Annotated in this window: 15 protein-coding genes; 12 read left to right on the top strand and 3 right to left on the bottom strand. The window is 52.5% G+C overall.

What is annotated here, in order from left to right; all coding sequences use genetic code 11:
* Window positions 1–2: 2 nt before the first annotated feature.
* A complete protein-coding gene (alr, locus tag HH215_RS29495; protein WP_169283146.1) occupies window positions 3–1,163 on the top strand; it encodes an alanine racemase in 1,161 nt (386 codons plus the stop codon).
* Here alr and HH215_RS29500 read toward each other — a convergent pair.
* Window positions 1,123–1,512 (bottom strand): hypothetical protein, encoded by a 390-nt coding sequence (locus HH215_RS29500; protein ID WP_169283147.1) that lies wholly within the window; start codon window positions 1,510–1,512, stop codon window positions 1,123–1,125. The genes alr and HH215_RS29500 overlap by 41 nt on opposite strands.
* Window positions 1,513–1,711: 199 nt before the next feature.
* On the opposite strand from HH215_RS29500, the gene HH215_RS29505 reads away from it, so the two are divergent.
* Window positions 1,712–2,452 (top strand): DUF6612 family protein, encoded by a 741-nt coding sequence (locus HH215_RS29505; RefSeq protein ID WP_169283148.1) that lies wholly within the window; start codon window positions 1,712–1,714, stop codon window positions 2,450–2,452.
* A 73-nt stretch (window positions 2,453–2,525) separates the two neighbouring features.
* Here HH215_RS29505 and HH215_RS29510 read toward each other — a convergent pair whose 3' ends face one another.
* On the bottom strand, window positions 2,526–4,274 hold the full coding sequence (locus tag HH215_RS29510) for a DUF4091 domain-containing protein (RefSeq protein WP_169283149.1): 1,749 nt from the start codon (window positions 4,272–4,274) through the stop codon (window positions 2,526–2,528).
* A 118-nt stretch (window positions 4,275–4,392) separates the two neighbouring features.
* Here HH215_RS29510 and HH215_RS29515 point away from each other — a divergent pair, with 118 nt between their 5' ends.
* Window positions 4,393–5,244, top strand: a complete 852-nt coding sequence (locus HH215_RS29515) for a helix-turn-helix transcriptional regulator (RefSeq protein ID WP_169283150.1) — start codon at window positions 4,393–4,395, stop codon at window positions 5,242–5,244.
* A gap of 430 nt (window positions 5,245–5,674) precedes the next feature.
* Here the strand turns inward: HH215_RS29515 and HH215_RS29520 are convergent, their stop codons facing one another.
* On the bottom strand, window positions 5,675–7,426 hold the full coding sequence (locus tag HH215_RS29520; protein ID WP_169284639.1) for a glycoside hydrolase family 35 protein: 1,752 nt from the start codon (window positions 7,424–7,426) through the stop codon (window positions 5,675–5,677).
* A 176-nt stretch (window positions 7,427–7,602) separates the two neighbouring features.
* Here HH215_RS29520 and HH215_RS29525 point away from each other — a divergent pair, with 176 nt between their 5' ends.
* From HH215_RS29525 to HH215_RS29565, 9 genes are all read left to right on the top strand, one after another.
* A complete protein-coding gene (locus HH215_RS29525) occupies window positions 7,603–8,541 on the top strand; it encodes an AraC family transcriptional regulator (RefSeq protein ID WP_169283151.1) in 939 nt (312 codons plus the stop codon).
* A gap of 700 nt (window positions 8,542–9,241) precedes the next feature.
* Window positions 9,242–9,922, top strand: a complete 681-nt coding sequence (locus HH215_RS29530; RefSeq protein WP_169283152.1) for an ABC transporter ATP-binding protein — start codon at window positions 9,242–9,244, stop codon at window positions 9,920–9,922.
* The gene (locus HH215_RS29535; protein ID WP_169283153.1) at window positions 9,919–12,402 is read left to right on the top strand and encodes an ABC transporter permease; all 2,484 of its coding nucleotides are present in this window, start codon (window positions 9,919–9,921) and stop codon (window positions 12,400–12,402) included. The genes HH215_RS29530 and HH215_RS29535 overlap by 4 nt, the downstream gene beginning before the upstream one ends.
* A gap of 37 nt (window positions 12,403–12,439) precedes the next feature.
* Window positions 12,440–13,117: a response regulator transcription factor gene (locus HH215_RS29540; protein ID WP_169283154.1), complete on the top strand. Its 678-nt coding sequence runs from the start codon at window positions 12,440–12,442 to the stop codon at window positions 13,115–13,117.
* 3 nt (window positions 13,118–13,120) lie between these two features.
* Window positions 13,121–14,140 carry a sensor histidine kinase gene (locus HH215_RS29545; protein WP_169283155.1) on the top strand — a complete coding sequence of 340 codons (1,020 nt, stop codon included), beginning with the start codon at window positions 13,121–13,123 and terminating at the stop codon, window positions 14,138–14,140.
* A gap of 82 nt (window positions 14,141–14,222) precedes the next feature.
* Complete coding sequence (locus HH215_RS29550; protein ID WP_169283156.1) at window positions 14,223–14,966, top strand: class I SAM-dependent methyltransferase; 744 nt, start codon at window positions 14,223–14,225, stop codon at window positions 14,964–14,966.
* 108 nt (window positions 14,967–15,074) lie between these two features.
* Window positions 15,075–15,623, top strand: a complete 549-nt coding sequence (locus HH215_RS29555; protein ID WP_169283157.1) for a glycerol-3-phosphate responsive antiterminator — start codon at window positions 15,075–15,077, stop codon at window positions 15,621–15,623.
* A gap of 51 nt (window positions 15,624–15,674) precedes the next feature.
* Complete coding sequence (gene glpK, locus HH215_RS29560; RefSeq protein WP_169283158.1) at window positions 15,675–17,165, top strand: glycerol kinase GlpK; 1,491 nt, start codon at window positions 15,675–15,677, stop codon at window positions 17,163–17,165.
* 135 nt (window positions 17,166–17,300) lie between these two features.
* On the top strand, window positions 17,301–18,983 hold the full coding sequence (locus HH215_RS29565; RefSeq protein WP_375140469.1) for a glycerol-3-phosphate dehydrogenase/oxidase: 1,683 nt from the start codon (window positions 17,301–17,303) through the stop codon (window positions 18,981–18,983).
* Window positions 18,984–19,010 lie beyond the last annotated feature (27 nt).

The following is a 19,010-nucleotide window of genomic DNA, read 5'->3' on the forward strand; positions in this document are numbered from 1 at the left end:
GAATGACGATGCATAGTTACCGGGATACATGGGCCGAAGTTTCTCTAGACGACATACGCCATAACATTAGCACGGTCAAATCCATGCTCCGGGAACCGTGCCGGCTGATGGCGGTCGTCAAGGCGGACGGATACGGGCACGGCGCCGTCGAAGTTGCCCAAGCGGCTGTTGACGCCGGCGCGAGCGATCTCGGAGTCGCTTTCTTGGACGAGGCGCTCGCATTGGTCCATGCGGGCATCACCCGACCGATTCTGCTATTGGGTTACACGCCTCCCAGAGCGGTGGAAGAAGCCATACGCAACGATATCGCGATAACGGTATTCTCGGAGGAAGCGATAAACGCCATTGCTGTTTGCTGTAATAGACTCGGTCGCAAAGCCCGGATTCACCTGAAGGTCGATACCGGGATGACCCGGCTCGGCGTAGCTACGGCAGACGATGCCTATCGGCTCGCATCGTTAGCCATGGCTAGCGGTAACATCGAGTTGGAAGGCATCTTCACTCATTTCGCGGATGCCGACAATAGGGCAGACGACTCGTATACGCGGGCTCAATTCGACGGTTTTATCGCGATTATCGCGGAACTCGAACGGAGGAATATCCGCTTCTCCTTGAAGCATTGTTGCAATAGCGCGGCAACGTTGAATTTCCCGGAAATGCACCTGGATATGGTCAGAGCGGGCATCGTTATTTACGGGTTATTGCCTTCCGGCAAGGCGACCGACCGATTCAAGCAAGCGATGAGCTTAAGAACGCGCGTATCCGCGTTGAAATACGTTCCGATAGGGACGGCCGTCGGTTATGGATGCCGATATCGGACGGAGGGCGACAGCGTGATCGCTACACTCCCCATCGGGTACGCGGACGGATTGTCCAGACGGATGTCGAACAACGGCTCCGTCTTGATCGGAGGCAGACAAGCTCCGATCGTCGGCACGATTTGCATGGATCAAACGATGATCGACGTGACCGATATTCCCGGAGTCCGCATCGGGGACGAAGCGACGATATTCGGCGTCTCGGAAGGTCGAGAGTTATCCGTCGGCGATGTCGCGCGATCGATTGAAACCATTCCTTACGAAGTCGTATGCGCCGTCGGGAAAAGGGTTCCGCGAATATATGCTATTTCCGGGCAAACAGCTTCTTGTCGAAGAACAAGATGACGATAAACAGCGCGATAGCGAGAAGCAATATCGATGCGGGAATAATGAACGCTAACAGCGTCGCCGTATTCTCCGATTTGTAGTACAACAGCATGCCGAACGGCATAAGTCCGCCGCCGATCAAGCTGGTCCATGCTTGCAGCTTGGCCGTTCGCACCATGCTGATTTCTTTGAATACATAATAAAACATGCCATATGCGAATAAGGTGAGCCACCCGACGACCAGAATGTGGGCGTGCACGGGAATCATCGCGTAGTCTTCTCTCCCGGCCATGTCCGATCCGATCAACGCTCCGATTAAAGAATATATGGCCGCAACGCGAATTAACCACTTGCTGTAAACGATCATGCATGAACTCTCCCTGTTTTGGATTTATCCCTCCCAATTTATCGAGGCAATATGAACGGACCGTGAACGGAATGTTACGAAGTCGGGATCAACGATCTAGATTGGGTCCGATCACTACTTTAGTACCTGTTGGTCCCCTAAGAATTTCCGTATTCTAAAGGAGGTTGGGAAAATTTATGATAGAAACGGATGGGGAAACATGAAAAACGGAATAAAACGGTTCGCCAAGCTCGGCATGACGCTCGCTCTTAGCTTCGGCCTGCTTGGAACCGGGGCCGCGTTCGCGGCCGGGGCGGAGAAGACGATTGCGGTTCAGAAGGTTAGCGAAGGGGAAAAAGCGCTCGGCAAGACGATGGCCGCGTTTACGAAAGTAAAGAGCTTTGCTTACGATGCGACCGCGAACATCACGACGAACGGCGAAAAGATCCAATCGAAATCGACAGGTGAACATATTTTGCTGCCGAAGATGGCCTTCAAAATGACGACTACCATGACCGTAGCCGGGCAGAAAACGGACACCTCGATCATACAAGTGGACAACAAGGTGTATGTTAAGTTACCAGGCTCGGCCGATTGGACGGCATCCGATCTCACGGGGGCGCTGTCCGAAGATACTCAAGCGGACCTGATGTTCGATAAGTCGATGCTGAACGCTTTCGACAAGATCGGCGTGAAGAAGGTCGGCAACGATCAGGAAATTACGATGACCGTAAATCCGAAGAAATATTCGGAGCTTTTCGAGAGTACAACCGCGGTAGACGTGAACATCAAAAAGCTGAATATCAAATATACGGTAGACGGCAAAACGTGGCTTCCGAAAAAAGTAACGATGTCCATGGAAGCGGGAGCGGATGGAGTCACGGTAAAATCGGATATGGCCTATACGTATAAATCGTTTAATCAAGTCAAGCCGATTAAGGCGCCAACGGTCGCGAAATAAACATAAAAGGCATGACGTTCGGGGAAGCCTCCCTGGCGTCATGCCTTTGTTTTATGGATGTTAGCCGCTAAGCTTATTTCTCTATTTCTTGGAGAATGCCCGCAATGATCTCCTCATAGTCCGAGTCGGTCAGCGAGAACAGCTCCTCTCTTTTTCTTCTGGCGTCCGGATGTAGCTCGCCTATGTCTTTCCACAGGAACACTTTCTCCATCCTCCGAACGACCTCTTCCCGGTCCCCGCCTTGTTCGACGTAATCGCGGATAATCTCGTAATCGCGAATCCCTTTTTGCAGCAGCTTGTACCTGAGCGTCAGCATCGGCTTGCCGTCCCGGCCGGGATAGACGAAGTTGGTGTCGCCCGCCGGGAAGTACGGATAGTGGTAGGAGATTTTGTTCAGCGGATCGTTCGGCCATACGGTATAGTTCCACCTCAGGAAGCCGTCCATGTTCATGTAATATGCAAGCCAAGGGATCAGCCGCGATTCGAGCAGGTGGGAGCGGATAAACGTATTCGGGAGATCCGGTCCGCAGCAGACGTAGTAGGTCATGTAACCTTTGATCTCTTTCTTGAGGCTGGCGATCTTCTCGGACTCCGCGGCGATGCAGTTCAAGATCGGAACGTAGTCCATCATGCCTTCGATTCCTTGTTCGATGAATTCGGCATGGTTAATGGCGGCCTTATATTTGAAGGATGGCCCCATTTTCTTCAATTCGTCGAGACGTTCCGTAAAAAGAGCCAAGTCGGACGGCTCGTCCGCGGTGACCCTGACGATGTCGATCCAGCCCATCTCGATGAAATTGCTCTCGAGAGCCTGTACGTATTGGACGAAATCCCGCTTATGCGTCATGTATTTGAAGGAGCGGCTGCTCTCGTCCCAGTATCGGATCCGCACGGCGTCGTTATAATCTTCGAGCACCGCTCCGAGTCCGGCATCCGGAAGAACCCAGATATTGATTAGGCCGAACACTTCGATCTCTTGAGAAATTCCGTGTTTCATGCCCATCTTCACGTAGCGGTTCAGCGCATCGAAATCGAAAACCCATTGTCCGTTCGCGAGCCGCGTCGTCCGAACGATGTTGTACTCGAACAGATTGGCGGGATCGATTCGGTCATAGGCGGACGATTGGCCCGACCAAGGAATTTCGGAAGCGACGATGCTGAGCGATTTCTGACCGAGATCGGCCAAGGAGGCGAGATAGGGATCGATGACCGCGAAATGCTCGTCGCTCCAGAGCTCCAGGTCGTACTTTCTCGCGATGTTGGAATTATGCTGCCACAAATCCAGGTGGAAAGCGTAATCTCCGGCATCCTTAAGCGTAGCGTTCACGACTTGAACGTTGAAGGAGAGTTCGCGAACTAAGGATTCGTCCTCGAAGAGACGGTGTCCGAAGACGGAAATTCGCGGCGTATACGCGCCGGGATCGGCGTCTTTGCCGATCTCGATTTCGATCCATACCGGCTGTACGCGTCCTGCCTCCACATGGATAAAAGGCTGCCGCAGCAAAATATCGGATTTCAATTGGCGGTCGTCGTCCTCGACGAGTCCGATCAATGTAGCTTTAACGCTGCTTGCCCGAAGGCCGGGAATTTCGGCGTTCACCCTGACGATGTCGATTGGACCTCTTTCGTAGAAAGCGGGATCTTCGTTCACGCAGACTAACATTTCCCTATCGGAGTGGATCAGAAGCTGGACCGCCGCCCGGTCGTTTCTTCCGCAGACGAGGGAAATTTCTTTGTTCTCGTCGAAAGGGAGAGTGAATTTATTTAACGCTCCATGTACGTGTTTATAGCTTTCATGCTCTAGTCCCAACGAAATATTCAAGGCGATTCCCCCAGCTTATTAAATATGATAATACTTGAATTATAGATCCCGCATCCTCTAAACTGTATATACGAATTCCTTGATTATATGGACATTTCACGTATATGGCGGTGACGAGATGATCTATTCAAGCTTGTATCGGGTACCGGATGAGGATGATCAGGGAATCCTTGATCAGAGTGCTTACCTTCTCGTGAATTCGGCAGGTTATTACGAGTACGAGTCCTACTTTAAAATGAGCCATAGGAAAGCGGGACGTAAGGACTTTTACCTTGGTTATAATTACTATGGACCAATGACCGTTCGGATGGGGGGACGGGAGCATATGTTGCAACCGGGAAGTCTGTTTGTCTATCGCCCGCAGGAAGAGCAGTACTACGGTCATGCTTCCGAGCGGAAGTTTTTATCCTATTGGGTGCATTTTACGGGATACGGTGCCGAAGAGATTTTGCGTAACGCCAAATTGTCCGGCGAGGTTCCTTATTTTGCCGGAGTACACAACGAAATCGCAACGGTGTTCGAAAATATTATGAATGAATTACGCGATAAGAAAGCGGGCTTCGAGTTGGCTTCGGCTTCGTTGTTGGCCTACCTTCTCGCTCTGCTTTCCAGACGGATCGAACGGGGATCTTCTGGCATCAAGGTCGACAAACGGGGAGAAATCTACGAATCGATCAAATATATACACGATCATTATACGAAGGATCTGTACGTGGCAGACTTGGCCGAACTCGCACACCTTAGCCCGGACAGGTATACGACCTTGTTTAAGTCGATTACGGACACGACCCCGCTGCAATATATTATCAAGTTCAGATTGCAGAAGGCATGCGACTTGATGAAAAATACGCATCTCAACATCCAGCAGATTTCCTCTCTGGTAGGATTCGATGATCAACTTTACTTCAGCAGAATGTTCAAGAAGGTTTACGGTGCAACCCCTTCGGAGTATATGACTAGGTTCGATTAAACATGGGATTGAGGCCGCGATGGCAGCAAGTAGGAAGAGCAGGGAGAGCAAGGCGGAGGTATCAAGTAGTCTTGAGTTTGGGTACTCAGGGCAAGCGCAGTAGACTTGCTTCGAGCAGTAAACTGTTCTAACGGAAGTCACGGACGTTATGTGGTCGATAACAAGTGTTTTGAAAATGTAACGGATGTGAGCGCCGCTATTTAAGCTCAATGGGCTATTTTTATTGAAAAATACTAAAATAAGGGCTCTCACTTCCCTTGGATTATGAAAAGTGCTCTTTTAAGCAAAATAAGGGCTGTGATTTCCGTTAGAGTGAAAAAACGGCGGGAGGAGGTGCACTAGTGGTCAAATCATCCCGATATCCGGAAAACCGTCGGAGATGGTTAACCGTGCCCTCCTTGGCATATGCCCGCTCTTCCCTTATTTCGCGTTAATCTCCTAATATCGGACGGTCAAGAAACTCGATGATCGGACGCTTAGCGCCGTGCAGTTCGAATAGGACTACTTCGTTATCCCCTTGCTTCAGGAGCGGGGCCGGAACGTATAACGTCTGCTGCGGACCGCGCTCCCAGTAACGTCCGAGATGGAAACCGTTAATCCAGACGTTGCCTTTGGTCCAGCCTTCCGTCTTTAGGAAAGTGTCGGCGCACTCACCCGTAATCTCCAGTGTTCCACGATAGAATGTCGGCATGGCTAAAGGCTGTTGGTTGGCATCCGCAAAAGTTAATCCGCTCAAATCGTTAAGCGGCAGCGTATGAATCGTCCAATCGTATTGGAATTGATTGTTCATTCGTACGCCTTCCGTAATTCCTTTATGATCCTTAAGCTGGGGTCCGTAATTGATCCGTCCCATATTTTCCACCAAGATTTCGAGTACGGCGCCCTCCTCTGGAATATCCAGCATGAATGTTTGCGGGTCCCATCGCTCGGAGACGCCGACAAACGATCCGTCCACGTACACGATAGCCCTGTCCCGAACGTCTTGAATCGTAAGCTTACCCTGCGTGCGCGGACCGGAGATACGGGTCCTGTAAACGATAAAGCCTTCGTACTGTCCAAGCCGTTCCATCGGTTCGGGCGTTACGCGTTGAACGGGCCGCGATAAGCGTTCGAGATTGCCGAACAAGGGAGCTTGCTCCGTAAGCTCAACCGTTCCGTAAGCGCGTTTAGGCAACGAAGGCGGCACGGGGATAGGCGGTTCGTTCGAGTATTCGCTTAGAATCGCCCGAACCTTATCGTATTTCTCGTTCGTGTCGCCGCATTCGCTAAGCGGTGAATCGTAGTCGTAGCTCGTAATCGTCGGCTCGTACCGATCGCCATAGTTGGCCCCGTTCCAGAAGCCGAAGTTCGTGCCTCCGTGGAACATGTAGAAGTTCAAGGATGCGCCGGCGTCCATCATTTCCCGGAGCGTCTCGGCGACCGATTCCGCGTCGCGGGTATGATGAGGTTTCATCCAATGATCGAACCAACCGTTCCAGAACTCCATGCACATGAGCGGACCGTCAGGCTGATACTCCTGCAACTTGGCGAAAGCTTCGTTCGCCCGCGATCCGAAATTTACCGTCGCGAGCACATCCGGAAGCGTTCCCCCTTGCAACATATCGTCTTCCGGGCCGTCCGACGTGAATAGCAGCACATCGATTCCTCTGCGGATCATGCCTTCCTTTAGGTGAGTCAGGTACGCTTTGTCGTTGCCGTAGCTGCCATACTCGTTCTCGATCTGCATGGCGATGATCGGACCGCCGTTCGTGCATAACAAAGGAACTAGCTTAGGAAGCAGCACGTCGTAATAGGCGTCCACTTTCTCAAGGTAGACGGAATCGTTGCAACGCAAGCGAATATCGGGGTAATTGAGCAACCATGCCGGCAAGCCCCCGAACTCCCACTCTGCGCAGATGTACGGGCTTGGCCGTACGATGACGTGCAGACCCAGCTCCCCGGCCGTTTCGACGAATCGAACGAGATCGGCCATTCCTCCGAATTCAAAGCGGCCTTCCGTCGGCTCGTGCATATTCCAAGGCACGTAAGTTTCAACGGTGTTGAAACCGCAAGCTTTCAGCTTAAGCAGCCGGTCTTGCCAGTACTCCGGTACGATGCGGAAATAATGTATCGCGCCCGCCAAGATTCGAATAGGTTGTCCGTTCCATATGAACCGATTTCCTTGTAATTCAAACTTCCCCATCATGAACCCTCCCCAGTAATAAGCGAAATAAGTCTTTCTCTTATTGTAGGAAGCGGGGAGAGGGCAGACAATCGACAAATCGAGAAGCTTTTTAACCAAATTTTCTGTTGCGAAGCGGGAGAGTAATGCTATACTGAATCAAAATTCGATCCGATGAGTGCTAGGGAGCCGGAAATATGGATATTAACGTGCAATTTCAGAATGTCACCCAGACGCTGCAAATCGTCGGATGTACTTTTTTGGTTAAACCGTTCGGGTACGAGTATCCTTTGCATCATCACTCTTTATTCGAGCTCGTTCACTGCGTTGCGGGGGAAATTCGCGAAAAAATCGGTTCGGATACAGTCTATGTACGACCCGGGGATTGGCTGCTCATCAAATCCGGCATGCAACATAACCTGTTGACGACCTCGAGCGCTCACAGCGCCTTCTTCAACGTGCACTTCGATTTGGACTCGCGACAGATGAGAAGACAATTGAGCACGAACAATTATATTCTGATTGCGAGCTCGGTTGCGGAACGGACCCGGCTTCCTTCGTACATGGGGGAAATCGATAAGCTGTTGTGCACGGCATTGTTGGAGAGGGGATCGGACGGGGACTCAAACACCGGTGGAAAAAGGACGGAAGAGATTTCGGTCTTGGGCGGTGAACGGACGGAAGAAACTCTTCTCCCGGAACATCTAGCCTTGCAGGCATATTTATTGCTGATTATTCAAGAGCTTCTGGGATTACCGGATCTAGGGAGCGAACAGGTTGCTTATAAGGAAATGACCATCGGAGAAACGGATTTGGCCCACCGTATCGAAGCCCGGCTTCATGACAATCTGTTCCGCGACGATAAGATCACCGCGATCGCGAATGAACTGAATATTAGCCTCAGCCAATGCTGCAAAATATTCACCAAAATATACGGAATATCTCCGCGCCAATACGTCAGCCAAATGAAGCTGAACGAAGCGAAGCGATTGCTCGTCAACACGGATCTGTCCGTTCAGGCCATCTCCGAACGGCTCGGTTTTCACTCCGTGTACCATTTCTCTCGGCAGTTCCGCCGTTGGACGGGTACTTCGCCTACGGCGTTCCGTCCTAAGCCGACCTCTCCGATTCAATAAAAGGTATCTTCTTGCAGCTGCGGAGAACAGGTACGTGGAAAACCATCTAACTTGGACGAATTAGACCGCTCGCAGCGGCTTGCAGCACACGTTTCCTCGGAATCGGACCAAATAGACCGCTCGAACAGACCATTGCTGAGTCCAGATAGGCTGAGAAACCGCCTAACTTTGACTAACCAGCTGCTGCGGATTCCAGATAAGCCGTAAAACCGCCTAACTTGGACCGTACGGGCTACCGCTGAGTCCAGATATGCGGAAAACCCGCCTAACTTGGATCAAACAGACTGTCGCTAAGCCCAAATGGGCTGAAAAACCGCCTAACTCGGGAAAAACCCAATCCGGGCATTCCGCGCAGAGACGACCTGGTATTCCTGTTCGGCGCGGGCGTGCACGGACTGTCCAATAAATTCCACGCAAACGTCAGCCCAAGCTCTCACCCCGCCGCTCCAACGTCGGCAAATGCCCTCAACCCGCGCTCCCATGAATTCCCGCAAACGTCGGCCAATGCTCTCACCCCGCGGTTCTCACTAAGCCCGCCCGTACCCTTACGCTCCAGCACCCTCTATGCTTAATATCCATCTAGGTCAAATTAACCTTCGAACTTATCTACTCTCGCATTTTCCGAACGTCACGAGAATGTAAGAAGTCGCGGATATAATTCGGAGTGTAATCAAAAATTACAAGCAGGAGCTGAAATCATATGACCACATTATTACAAACGGTCGATTTGACAAAGGTATACGGACGGGAGCCTAATCTCGTCAAAGCGCTCGACGGAGTAACGCTGGAGGTGCGGGAAGGCGAGTTCGTCGCGATCGTCGGCAGCTCGGGGAGCGGGAAATCGACTTTGCTTCATATGTTGGGCGGGTTGGATCGGGCTACGAGCGGACAAGTCATCGTGGGCGGAAAATCGTTGTTCGAGATGAACGACGACGAGTTGACTATATTCCGCAGGCGGAAGATCGGCTTCGTGTTCCAGCAATACAATCTTGTGCCGATCTTGAACGTATATGAAAATATCGTGTTGCCGATCGAACTCGACGGGAACGTTATCGACAAGACGTACGTGGAGCATATCGTCAAAACGCTGGGACTAGCGACGAAATTAAATAGCTTGCCGAGTCAACTGTCCGGCGGGCAACAACAACGCGTCGCCATCGCCAGAGCGCTCGCCACGAAGCCTTCGATTATTTTGGCGGACGAGCCTACCGGTAATTTGGATAGCAAGACGAGTCAAGAGGTCATCGGATTGCTTAAGGTGACGAGCAAGCAATTCAATCAGACGATCGTTATGATCACTCATAGCGAGGAGATAGCGCAGCTCGCCGATTCCGTCATCCGCATCGGAGACGGCAAGATCGTCGGGGGGACAACGTCATGATGTTCCCTAACAAGAACAAGGCCGCGATGGACAAGCTCATCCGTAATAGCCTTAAGGCCAACCGCTCAAGAAATCGTTACGTCGTTCTCGCCATTATTTTGACCACTTGGTTGATTACTTCCGTCTTCAGCATCGGCATGAGCTACGTGAAATCGTTCGATACGCAAGCGCAAAAAATGATCGGTACGGAAGCGCACGCGGGACTGCTGAATCCGACCGCCGATCAACTCGCGAAGTTAAGGGAATCAGAGGAGATTAGCGACGTCGGAGTGGAAACCCCGGTCGCGAAGTGGATTCCGCAAGCCGGCTCGAAAGATCAGAAGGCAAACTTAAGTTGGTATGATAAGACGGAGTGGGAGCGCATGAAGGCGCCCTTGCTAGGCAGTAAGACGAACGGCTATCCTAAGGAAAAGAACGAAGTCGTCGTTCCGACTTGGATTTTGGATGAGCTTGGTATCAAAGAACCGAAAGTCGGCATGACGATTCCGTTGACCTATGCCACCTATCCCGAGGGCTCAGACACACTCGTTGAGCGCAAATCATCGTTTATTCTGAGCGGTTGGTATACCGATTATCCGCACCTAGCGGGCAGAGAAGGCAAAATTCTCGTCTCCGAGGCATTCGCGAAAGAAATCGCTGCGGATAATAAAGAAGTCGGTTCTGTTGCTTCCGTTATATTCAAGAGCGATAAAGACATCGACCAATCGATTGAAAAATTGGAACAGAAGTTGGCGCTGGGAGAAAATCAGTCTCTTAATCGTTTCGGAGGAGACAGGAATTCCGGGGATTCCACCTCGACGTCTGTCGGAATGGCGGGCATTATCGCTTTCGTGATGTTCAGCGGATACTTGCTGATCTACAACGTACTGTACGTATCCGTATCTACGGATACGAAGCAATACGGATTGCTTAAGACGATCGGCGCCACGCAGAAACAGATCAAGAGAATGGTTCGAGGCCAAGCCAATCGATTGACTTGGATCGGTATTCCGATCGGGCTCATTGTAGGCGCGGCGACTTCATTCGTCGCCGTACCGCTTGCGCTCGCAACGTTCAGTTTAGAAACCGGTGTGGAAATTTCGTTTAACCCGGTGATTTTCGTAGGGGCCGCGCTATTCGCTTGGCTGACGACGATGGCGGGAAGTCGCAAACCCGCCAAGATCGCGGGTCGAATCTCTCCAATCGAGGCGTCGAAATTTGTGAGAGGGTCCAAAAAACGGAGCAAAGGCGGAGCCAAGCTGCATCGGATGGCATTGCGGAACCTGTTCCGCGACAAAAAACGGGCCGCGACCGTGTTCCTATCGCTTTTCCTGGGGATGACCACCTTCTTGACCGTAAATACGCTCGTTCTTAGCATGAACACGGATAACTTCGTAGACACGTACGTCGACAACGACTTCGACATCGAAAATTCGACGATCGGCTTCGGATACGAGGGTAACCCCGTTCAAAATATAACGGAAGAGCTCATACAAAAGATTCGCGACTTGGAAGGCGTCACGGACGTTAGAGCTACCTACGTGGAGAGAACTTATATCCCTTATTCGCCGGAAGTATTCGGTAAGTATATGGACGAATTCGCCAAGCGCAGCGGATTCGATCGGCCTTCCGACGAGGAGCTATCCAAAAATCGACAGGGGTTCGGCGGCTTCGCGATCGGCTTGGACGACCGATATATCGAGGAGTTAAACAAGGAATCCAAAATGCCGATCGATGTCGCAAAATTCGAAAAGGGCGAGATCGCGTTGATGAATTCGTCCGACGTGAAGCTCGGAGACAAGTTCACGTTAGGCGATCCCGAAAGTTCGGCGGAACGGGATTTCGAGAACGGAGGAGCTGTGCCTCCGCAGTATCAGATTCCTTTCGGAAGCTTCGGGCCTAATGTCTATCTAAGCAAGCAGGCGATGGAGCAATGGCTGGGTCATGAGCCGACCGCTTATCGGTTAGCCGTTCAAGCCGACGAGAAATTCCATGCTCGCATTCAAGAGCAGCTTGAGCAGCTGCTTTCCGGCGACCGGGAGCTGAAGCTGTCTTCGAAGCTGGATTGGATAGAACAGATGGAATCCGCCAAAATCGCTCTATTTATTCTAGGCGGCGCCATCTCCTTAATCCTCGCGTGTATCGGAATCTTGAATTTCGTCAGCACGATGTTCACGAGCATCATCGTCCGCAGGCAGGAATTCGCCGTGATGGAAAGCATCGGCATGACGCGCAAGCAGCTTCGCAAGCTGCTGTTACTGGAAGGGACCGGCTATGCGGTCATATCTCTGTTGCTGATCTCGTCTCTGGGCACGTTAATCAGCTATGGCGCATTCCAATTATTCAGCCAAGAGGCGGATTACGCGATCTACACTTTCCCTACCGTTCCGTTGACCATTTCTTTTGTGCTCATTTTGGCGGCTTGCTGGCTCGTTCCGCTAATCGCCTTTCATAAATCCAAAAAACAAAGCATCGTCGAACGTTTGAGAGAAACGGGCTGAAGCTGATTATCGTTTGTATTCAAGGGAGGTGAACCTCATGGCAACGATTCTGATCGTGGAAGACGACCGGTTATTAAACGAAGGGCTGGCGTACGCGCTCGGCAACGAGAATTACGATATCGTGTCCGCGCATTCGTTCGAAGAAGGCTTAGCCGCGTTTCGGAGCCATGAGGTTCATCTCATCTTGCTGGACGTTACGCTTCCCGATCGGACGGGAACGGAGCTGTGCAAGGAAATTCGCCTAACCTCGGATGTTCCGATCGTGTTCCTCACGGCTAACGACACGGAACAGGACATGGTACTCGGTTTCAAGCTAGGGGCCGACGATTACATGGCGAAACCGTTCAGTATGGCCGTGCTGCGCGAACGGGTGAAAGCCGTACTCCGCAGAGGGGGCGGTGAAGATAACGGCTCCCTGTTCACCTATAAGGATCTGACGATTCATTATGATAAAATGAAAGTAATCAAACGGGGCGAAGAGGTTAAGCTGACGACCAACGAATATAAGCTGCTGACGGTTCTCGCCCAGAATCGCAATCAAGTCCTAACCCGGGAACAGATCGTGGAGAAGCTCTGGGACGTGGACGGTTGCTTCGTAGACGAGAATACTCTGAGCGTAAATATTAAGCGGCTCAGAAGCAAAATCGAAGATCATCCGAAACAGCCCGCCTACATCAAGACGGTATTCGGCATCGGCTATACTTGGGGAGAGTGAAAGATGAACGGCTCCTTCACCCGCATCATAACATTATCCATGGCATTGTTCGCGCTCGCTTGCGGCGCGTTTTTTGCTTTTCTCTTCTACGTGAAGGCAAGCCGGGAAGTCTGGCAGGGCTCGATCGCGCTTGTCTTGGTCATGTCGGCCATTTTCGCGGCATATTTATTCGCGATGCGCAACCGGATGGCGACGATCTTAGACAAGCTATCGCTCACGATTCAATCGCTGATCAACGGACAGCTCCGCGAGGAGTTCGCCGTATCGGAAGATAACCTCTTGTCCAAGCTGCAAGACCAGACGTTGAAACTGCACGGCATATTAAAGATGCAGAAGCTGAAGTACAAGGAAGAGGGCGAGGAAATCAAATCGCTCATCTCCGATATCACTCATCAGCTTAGAACTCCGCTAGCTAATCTGAATATGTATAACGGCATGCTGCTCGACGATAAATTGCCCCCGGACAAACGAATGGAATTCGTGCGGATCGTCAGGGATCAGACGGAAAAGTTAACTTGGCTCATGGACAGCTTGGTCAAGATGTCGCGGTTGGAGAGCGGCATCATCGAGATACGGGCGGAGCGGAGAGACCTTGTCGATACGGTGCTTACGGCGATTAAGCAAGCATTCCCCGCTGCCCGGGAGAAAGACGTGGAACTGGCGTTTCAAGGCAAGCAAGGCGTTGAATTGGTGCACGATGCGAAGTGGACCGGAGAGGCGATCGGCAACGTTCTGGACAATGCGATTAAATATACGGCGGCGGGCGGCAAAGTAACGGTCGCCGTCGAACGGTACGAAATGTTCGCCAGAATCGACGTCATCGATACCGGCCGTGGCATTCCCGAACCGGAGCTGAACAAAGTGTTTCAACGTTTCTATCGCGGCGCGGCTTCAGGGGATATCGAAGGGGTCGGAATCGGGTTGTATCTGACGCGCAAGATCGTCGCGGAACAAGGCGGGTACATGAAGGCGTCTTCCGAAGCGGGGAAAGGCAGCGTCTTCTCGTTGTTCTTGCCCGTATAGCTGACTCCTTGAGACCGGGATGATTTTCGGCTAGCATAGAAAGTAGTTGGCAAAGCTCAAAACAAAAGGAGTTCGGTACCGGATGAAACAAAATAAATACAACGATTCCGAGTTTTTCTCGGCGTACAAGCAAATGCCGCGTTCCATCCAAGGGCTTGAAGGCGCGGGAGAGTGGCATGTATTCAAGGCATTATTGCCGGAGTTGCGAAACAAAGACGTGCTCGATCTCGGTTGCGGCTTCGGATGGCATTGCCGGTATATGCGCGAGCAAGGGGCGAGATCGGTCGTCGGCGTCGATATTTCGGAGAAAATGCTCCGGCAAGCTCGCGAACATTCGGAGGATCCGGCCATTTCATACGTTCAATTACCGATCGAAGACATCGCGTTCGATCATTCGCGATTCGATGTCGTCATCAGCTCGTTAGCCTTCCATTACCTCGAATCCGTTGAATCCATTTTCCGCAAAATACACGATAATCTGCGTCCGGGGGGCCGGTTTATTTTCTCGGTCGAACATCCGATCTTTACTTCGCGCAACGAACAAGATTGGCATTACGATGCCGAAGGAAATCGGATGCATTGGCCCGTGGATCATTACCAGTCGCAGGGGATAAGGTCTACGACGTTCCTCACGGACAACGTAATCAAGTATCATCGGACGATATCGACTTATTTCAACGCTCTAATCGATGCCGGTTTTACGATAAAAGCCGTTAAGGAGCCGATGCCTTCCGAGGAAATGATGGGCATCCCGGGGATGACGGACGAGAACCGCAGACCGATGTTCCTGATCCTTTCGGCTCAAAAAGATAGCGCTGCCAATTGAGTCGGTAATACGCTAGGTTTGGCATCATCGGAATTGACTTCTCGAAACATCCCTTTGTATATTAAATAATAGTTTTTTAATAATGGATCGTCGGTGCGGAGGTTTCGTATGCGTATGGAGAACCAGACCGTGTGGCCGGCCGTGAAAACGGCGAAGGAGATGGAAGCCGCGTTAACGACTCCTTTTCAATACGTGGTGCTGTTAGGCGGACATCTGGGTCAATTGCGGAATTTGGTAGAGTTGGCGGAACGAAGCGGCAAAAAGGTTTTGCTGCATGCGGATCTCATAGACGGATTGAAGAACGACGAATACGCGGCTGAATATCTGTGCCAGAACGTGAGGCCCGCCGGTTTGATTTCCACCCGCGCCAGCGTCGTCCAGAAAACGAGACAAAACAAGCTCATCGCGATCCAGAGGTTGTTCCTGATCGACACCGGCGCGCTTGAGAAGAGCTATTCGCTAATGGAAAAGACGAAGCCGGACTACATCGAAGTGTTGCCGGGCGTCATTCCTCATATGATTAAGGAAGTCATGGATAGAACGGGAATACCGGTCATCGCTGGAGGTCTCATTCGATCGCAAGAGGATGTCCGCATCGCTCTGGAAGCCGGGGCGACGGCAATCACGACGACCCGGCGGGAATTGTGGAAAACGTAAAGGCCGAGGAGAGGGCTGCAAAGCGAACCGGATCGGACGAGGAGGGGCATCATGCAACGTTATATGCTTGCATTGGATCAAGGCACGACGAGTACGCGCGCTTTGTTGGTGAACGAAGAAGGTTGTATCGACGCCATGGAGCAACAGGAAATCGGATTGGATTACCCGCACCCGGGCTGGGTGGAAGGAGACGCGGAACAAATCTGGTTATCCGTTGTGCAGGTTACCCGCAAGCTGCTCGGGAAGGCGAATATCGGAGCGGGGGATATCGCCGGGATCGGCATTACGAACCAGAGGGAAACGGCCGTCGTCTGGGACCGGTCGACGGGAATTCCGGTATACCCGGCGATCATCTGGCAATCCCGCCAAACGGCCGATATATGCGAACGGTTGAAGCTCGAAGGACATGAGGCGGTCATCCGCAGCAAGACGGGTTTAAGGATCGACGCTTATTTCTCCGGTACGAAGATCGCATGGATTCTGGAGACGGTAGCCGGAGCGAGAGAAAAGGCCGAACGGGGGGAGCTGCTGTTCGGAACGATCGACAGTTGGCTCATCTGGAAATTAACGGGCGGACGCGTACACGTGACGGACGTGTCCAATGCTTCCCGCACGCTGCTTTTCAACATTTACGAGAGGAGCTGGGATGACGAGCTTCTCGAAATACTGAATATTCCGAAGGCGATGCTTCCGGAAGTGCGTTCGTCGTCGGAAATCTACGGAGAGACGGATGCGGATTTGTTCGGGGGCGCGATTCCGATCGCCGGCGCCGCCGGGGATCAGCAAGCGGCGTTGTTCGGGCAAGGCTGTTACGACCCGGGAAGCGTGAAGAACACTTACGGTACCGGTTGTTTTATGCTGATGAATACCGGAACGGAAGCGATCGCCTCGCCTTCCGGATTGCTTACGACGATTGCTTGGGAAATCGACGGCAAGCTCGAATATGCGCTCGAGGGCAGCGTGTTCGTCGCGGGAGCCGCGATCCAGTGGTTAAGAGATGGGCTCGGCTTCATCGCCGATGCCGCGGATAGCCAGCGGATTGCGGAACAAGCCGTCTCTTCCGAGGGCGTTTACGTCGTACCCGCGTTCGTCGGTTTGGGAACGCCTTATTGGAACAGCGAAGTTCGCGGCGCGGTATTCGGCTTAACGAGGGGGACGTCGAAGTCTCATTTCGTGCGGGCAACCTTGGAAGCTTTGGCTTACCAAGCCAAAGATGTTCTTAAAGCGATGGAACGGGACTCCGGAATCACGTTGTCGAAGTTGGCCGTGGATGGCGGAGCGGTAAGGAACGATTTCCTGATGCAGTTCCAAAGCGATATGTTGGGAGTTCCCGTCGTAAGGCCGGTCGTGAACGAATCTACCGCATTAGGGGCAGCATACTTGGCGGGGTTGGCGGTCGGCTACTGGGATAATCGGGAGCAGATCGGTTGCTTGCGCCAGGTAGAACGCGAGTTTCAGCCGCTCATGGAGGAGTCGGAGAGGCTCAAACTTTATTCGGGCTGGAGCCGAGCGGTCAAAGCGGCCATTGCCTTCGCGGAATAACGGTGCTAAGATAGGGGTAAGTTAATATCGGTTGGAGTTCATGGAGAAACCACGATAAAGGTTTCCGGGGATTGATGTCCTCGGAGGCGGTTTATCGTGGTTTTTGCTATTTCCCCCCATAAGGAGAGGTTCGCAATGGTTACGAATAAAAGTTTGTCGTCTGCCACTCGGCATGAAATATTGGGCGAGATGCGCGATCGCAAAGTAGATCTCTTGGTGATCGGCGGAGGAATTACCGGAGCCGGCATCGCATTAGATGCGGCAAGCCGCGGGTTACGCGTTGCGCTTGTAGAGATGCAGGATTTCGCGGCGGGTACGTCAAGCCGTTCTACCAAGCTTGTTCACGGCGGACTGCGTTATTTGAAGCAATTAGAGATCGGCGTAGTCGCGGAAGTCGGCAAGGAACGGGCAATCGTGTACGAGAACGGGCCCCACGTAACGACGCCGGAATGGATGCTGCTACCGCTGTACGCGGGTGGAACGTTCGGTAAATTTTCCACGTCGATCGGTCTTCGCGTCTATGATTTTCTTGCGGGCGTCAAGAAGGGCGAACGTCGTTCGATGTTAAGCGCGCGGGAGACGCACGAAAAAGAACCGTTGTTGAAGAAAAGCGGGTTAAAGGGCGGCGGGTATTACGTGGAATACCGTACCGACGATGCCCGTTTGACGATCGAAGTGATGAAGAAAGCCCGCGAGCACGGGGCGCTGGCCGTGAACTATGCGCGCGTGGACTCCCTGAATTACGACGACGGAGGCCGACTGACCGGAGCGAAGGTACGCGATTTGATCGACGGCACGATATATGGCGTTCAGGCGACTAAAGTCGTCAATGCAACCGGCCCATGGGTCGACGAGCTTCGGAGTCTGGACGGGTCCAAGTCCGGTAAGACGCTGCGACTGACGAAAGGCGTTCATCTCGTCTTCGACCAAACCCGTTTTCCTCTCCGTCAAGCCGTGTATTTCGATACGCCGGACGGACGGATGGTATTCGCGATTCCTCGCTCGGGCAAGACGTATTTCGGGACGACGGACACGAACTACCAAGGAGCGATCGATCGTCCGAAGGCGACGCGGGAAGACCGGGATTATTTGCTCAAAGCGGCGAACTTCATGTTCGAGAACGTAAAGCTCGCCGATTCGGACATCGAATCCAGTTGGGCGGGTCTGCGTCCTCTGATCCAACAAGAAGGGAAGGATCCGTCGGAAATTTCGCGGCGCGACGAAATCTTCCATGCGCCTTCCGGTTTGATCTCGATCGCCGGCGGGAAGTTGACCGGGTATCGCAAGATGGCCGAGACGGTCGTGGACGACGTAGTGAAACGGCTAGCGGCCGAAGGAGCGAAGGCTGGCGCGGAAGCGGGCGCATGCCGAACCAAAGACATGCCGATCTCCGGGGGAGACGTGGGAGGTTCCGCGCAATATATCCGATTCGTAGCGGACAAAACGCAAGCCGGAGTGAAAAAAGGGTTTGCCGCTAAAGATGCCGAGGCGTTGGCGAAATTTTATGGCTCTAACGTAGATTCCTTGTTCGATTTTGCGGACATGGAGAAGGATATGAAGTGGGCGGAACGGAACGGACTGCCGCTGGCTATCGCCGCTGAACTGCGGTATGCGATGGACGAGGAAATGACCGTCAAGCCGCAGGACTTCTTGGTACGCCGCAGCGGCTGGATGTTCTTCGATATCGCGGCCGTCCGTGAGTGGGGAGAGCGAATAATCGGAGCAATGGCGGAACGGGCAGGCTGGACGGATGCTCAGCGGATTGAGTTTGCCGAGGAAATCGACCGTTTGATCGCGGATGCCGTCGAAGCTGAATAGTTCGGGCGGTTCGCCGTCACCCGCCAG

This window comes from Cohnella herbarum (genome assembly GCF_012849095.1).
GTDB lineage: Bacteria > Bacillota > Bacilli > Paenibacillales > Paenibacillaceae > Cohnella > Cohnella herbarum.

Coding starts and splice junctions, on each gene's coding strand:
- HH215_RS29500 (WP_169283147.1), bottom strand. CDS start 1,512: ATGATCGTTTACAGCAAGTGGTTAATTCGCGTTGCGGCCATATATTCT.
- HH215_RS29530 (WP_169283152.1), top strand. CDS start 9,242: ATGACCACATTATTACAAACGGTCGATTTGACAAAGGTATACGGACGG.
- HH215_RS29550 (WP_169283156.1), top strand. CDS start 14,223: ATGAAACAAAATAAATACAACGATTCCGAGTTTTTCTCGGCGTACAAG.
- HH215_RS29535 (WP_169283153.1), top strand. CDS start 9,919: ATGATGTTCCCTAACAAGAACAAGGCCGCGATGGACAAGCTCATCCGT.
- HH215_RS29540 (WP_169283154.1), top strand. CDS start 12,440: ATGGCAACGATTCTGATCGTGGAAGACGACCGGTTATTAAACGAAGGG.
- HH215_RS29545 (WP_169283155.1), top strand. CDS start 13,121: ATGAACGGCTCCTTCACCCGCATCATAACATTATCCATGGCATTGTTC.
- HH215_RS29515 (WP_169283150.1), top strand. CDS start 4,393: ATGATCTATTCAAGCTTGTATCGGGTACCGGATGAGGATGATCAGGGA.
- HH215_RS29565 (WP_375140469.1), top strand. CDS start 17,301: ATGGTTACGAATAAAAGTTTGTCGTCTGCCACTCGGCATGAAATATTG.
- HH215_RS29555 (WP_169283157.1), top strand. CDS start 15,075: ATGCGTATGGAGAACCAGACCGTGTGGCCGGCCGTGAAAACGGCGAAG.
- HH215_RS29525 (WP_169283151.1), top strand. CDS start 7,603: ATGGATATTAACGTGCAATTTCAGAATGTCACCCAGACGCTGCAAATC.
- HH215_RS29520 (WP_169284639.1), bottom strand. CDS start 7,426: ATGGGGAAGTTTGAATTACAAGGAAATCGGTTCATATGGAACGGACAA.
- glpK (WP_169283158.1), top strand. CDS start 15,675: ATGCAACGTTATATGCTTGCATTGGATCAAGGCACGACGAGTACGCGC.
- HH215_RS29505 (WP_169283148.1), top strand. CDS start 1,712: ATGAAAAACGGAATAAAACGGTTCGCCAAGCTCGGCATGACGCTCGCT.
- alr (WP_169283146.1), top strand. CDS start 3: ATGACGATGCATAGTTACCGGGATACATGGGCCGAAGTTTCTCTAGAC.